This window comes from Okeania hirsuta (assembly GCF_003838195.1).
Lineage (GTDB): Bacteria > Cyanobacteriota > Cyanobacteriia > Cyanobacteriales > Microcoleaceae > Okeania > Okeania hirsuta.
In genome coordinates this window covers 1-3,394 of sequence record NZ_RCBY01000429.1, presented here as the reverse complement: position 1 = coordinate 3,394, position 3,394 = coordinate 1, and the positions used below count along the sequence as shown (strand labels likewise).

Annotated in this window: 4 protein-coding genes; 3 read left to right on the top strand and 1 reads right to left on the bottom strand. The window is 36.5% G+C overall.

The features are described 5' to 3' along the window. The 3 genes from D5R40_RS31355 to D5R40_RS36600 form a co-directional block, all read left to right on the top strand. A partial coding sequence (locus tag D5R40_RS31355) for an alpha/beta fold hydrolase (RefSeq protein WP_205127788.1) occupies positions 1–224 on the top strand: 224 nt, incomplete at its 5' end. Between the two features lie 202 nt (positions 225–426). After that, positions 427–591, top strand: a complete 165-nt coding sequence (locus D5R40_RS36605; protein ID WP_161565142.1) for a hypothetical protein — start codon at positions 427–429, stop codon at positions 589–591. 610 nt (positions 592–1,201) lie between these two features. After that, positions 1,202–1,375 (top strand): hypothetical protein, encoded by a 174-nt coding sequence (locus D5R40_RS36600; protein WP_161565141.1) that lies wholly within the window; start codon positions 1,202–1,204, stop codon positions 1,373–1,375. Between the two features lie 319 nt (positions 1,376–1,694). Here the strand turns inward: D5R40_RS36600 and hpnJ are convergent, their stop codons facing one another. After that, positions 1,695–3,128, bottom strand: coding sequence for a hopanoid biosynthesis associated radical SAM protein HpnJ (gene hpnJ / locus D5R40_RS31350; RefSeq protein WP_124155756.1), 1,434 nt, complete (start codon positions 3,126–3,128; stop codon positions 1,695–1,697). Positions 3,129–3,394 lie beyond the last annotated feature (266 nt).

Below are 3,394 nucleotides of genomic sequence, written 5' to 3'. Positions count from 1 at the left end.
TTGTGGGTAATATGAAGATTCCTTTAATGATTATTCATGGGGAACAAGAGCAGTTGGTAAATGCTGATTATATAGCAGAATTGAAAATGCCCACTCTTTGGAATGGAGGAATTGAATTTATTGCCAATGCGGGACACGCTCCACATTGGGAAACACCAGAGAAATTTAATAGCTTATTGATGGATTTTATTACCGATGTGACAATAGGCGATCGCCGTCAGTAAAATTATTGATATAATAGCACTTTGCCTAGATAATGAGGTACAGCTTGTTAATTCTTTTTCCTGTTTCCTAGAGTTATAAAACTTTGTACCTTATTAATTGGAAAACTCCTGTAATTGGCAATAAGCAAAAAACTTTATTCCTGCTCCTATATTGATAGCAAAGCTCCTCTGTTTGCGAAGCATTCCGAAGGAAAAGAGGCACTTGCGCGACGACAATATAGTGGTATCGGTACATCAAGTAATTCTGAGTATAGGAATAGTTAATTGTATATATTTTCATCCCAAAACCGAACTATTTTGGATAAAAGATTATCGTATTTACGACCCAGATAGTGACAATAAAACTAAAATAGATCATGTTGAATAAATAATATTTAATGTGGTCAAAAAGAAGAAATTACTATTTAAAACTGTATTAATGGATAATTTGTATGCAACAACAAGATTAATGGCATTGATAGATAACCTAGGAAAAATTTATTATTGCCCCTTAAAAGTAAATCGCGTACGTAGATGACACTGGTGGTGTAGAAAAATATAAAAATATTGCTGAATTAAGCTGGAATGAATCAGAAAAAATATCAGGTAAAATAATTAAAATTAAAGGTTTTCCAAGGAATAAAAAGCGAGTGCGTAATTCTGAGGTCTCCTCAGAATGTAAGACGCACTCAAGACAGTCAAGCTATTCTGGGTAAATGTTTCTACCAACACCAACAGAATATATTACTACTAATGACGAGAGCTAATGCAGTAAAGATGATGTAGAATTTGAATCTCAAACCAGATAGAAAATCGAATAATTTCACGCCAGAATTAAGCAATTAACAGGTCTAGGTTCCTGTCAATGTCGTCTGAGAAAAATCCAAATATAGCAATGAGCGCTGGTATATTTACAAATTGCAGGAGGGGCAAAATAGCTAAAATCTTATCTTATCGGCAATTTATTCCCCCTTCCGGAGCTGTTGCCAGATGAGCTGTTGCCTGCACACAGCGCTATAAATCATATTGCTTGTGCTATGTTGGTTTGGAATCATTTGAAAAAAATGGCAAACATTCTGGGAAAAACTATTTATCAACTAAAACATCAATTATTATCTAAATATCTAGTATCTGAACTCAAATATGCTGCAATTAAAATGACGGTTATTTAAGTTTTTATGGATAGAGATAGAATCAGAAATACTGGGCGATCGCTGAAAAAAATTATAGCGTTAGCGGAGCTTTGCGTCAGCAATCGCTCTATTTACTATGCGCTATATATAGTGTCTTTGCGTAAGTCCTGACTATATGACGTTTTATGTCGGTTTTATGAAGCAGCGTAGTTTAGATAGAGGTTATCGACCTGGAATCGTACTAATTGATGCTGGTGCGTGGTAACAACACAGCATTTCTGAAAAAATTAGAAGAAAGAAAATTAGAATAAAGCTTTGACTGAGAAACAGGTAGATTAATCTGACTTCTTTTAGCCAATTAATGACTCGCTGCTCTCTGATGACGTTCTCTCAGATAAGAAAGAAATTCTTTACCTTCACGCAAACGACGCACTAACATTTGCGGGTCTACTAGCATTTCACCAACTATAGGAATAATTGACTTCGGTCTAAAATAAAACCGACGATACATCTGCTCTACTCCATCTTCAATTTCACTACCTGACAAATTAGGATACTGTAACGATGACATCTGAATTCCAGAATTAGCAACCAAAGCATCGCCAGTAAACCAATCATTTTCCTGAGCTTGACTATATAATTCTGTTCCAGGGTAGGGGGAAGCGATCGAGACTTGAATTGTATGGGGGTTTACTTCACAAGCAAAACGGATAGTCTCCTCAATAGTTTCCCTACTCTCATTGGGTAAACCGAGAATAAAAGCTCCATGAACTTTAATCCCCAACTTATGGCAATTTTCCATAAATTTGCGGGCGACTTCTAACTTAATTCCTTTCTTGACTCCATCCAAAATTTGTTGATTTCCAGATTCAAAACCTACCAACAGCAAACGCAGACCGTTATTTTTCAATTCTTTAAGAGTATCGTAATCTAAATTTCCACGAGCATTACAACTCCAGGTTAGCTTCAGTCGTTTCAAATGTTCGCTAATAGCGATCGCTCGTTTTTTATCAATAGTAAAGGTATCGTCATCAAAAAAGTATTCTCGCACAGAGCTGCCCCAAATAGCTTTTGCTTCTGCCATTTCTTGCCCTACTGCTTCGGGACTTTTAGCCCGGTATTGATGTCCACCGATAGTTTGTGGCCACAAACAGAAAGTACATTTAGCAGGGCAACCGCGACCTGTATACAAGGAGATGTAGGGATTGAGTAAATAACCAATTAGATATTTACGAATATCCAGATGTTCTGCATAAACCGGAAAAACACTAGGCATAGCATCCCAGTCGTGAATCAATTCTCGTTCTGGTGTATGGTGAATATTGCCTTGGGAATCATGGAAACTCAACCCTTTAATTTCTGGAAAAGATTTTCCTTCGGATAATTCTTTGCAGGTATAATCAAATTCGTTGCGACAGACAAAATCAATAATTGGATTATCTTTAAGAGTTTCTTCAGGCAAAACTGCCACATGAGCGCCAACAAAACCTACTTGTGTCTCAGGGTTTTGAGTTTTAATTGCCTCTGCACATTTAACATCATTGGGGAGGGAAGGGGTACTGGTGTACATAATTACCAGTTCATAATCTTTAGCAATTTTCAGCACATCTTCCACTGTTTGGTTATGGGGAGGAGCGTCTACCAATTTACTTCCAGGAACTAGAGCAGCAGGTTGAGCTAACCAAGTGGGATACCAGAAAGAAGTAATTTCCCGTTTTGCTTGGTATCTAGCTCCGGCACCTCCATCAAAACCATCAAAGGAAGGGGGATTTAAAAATAGAGTTTTTTTCATGTTGAATAGTAGACTTTATAATATACAGGGATATTTTGGAGAACATTTCTACGTTTTCTTTTTATACCATAAGTACACGAGCTACGGAGGAGTCAGTCATCAGGAGTCAGGAGGAAAAAAGAAGAAAGTTTTTTATTACACTATTCAGCGGATATGATATAAGTCCAATAAATATAGGACTTTGGACAAAAAAAGTTAGCGTAATATTTACACTAACTACTGAAATTAAGATTTAAAGACCGAATTCATACTGGAATTATCTTTGT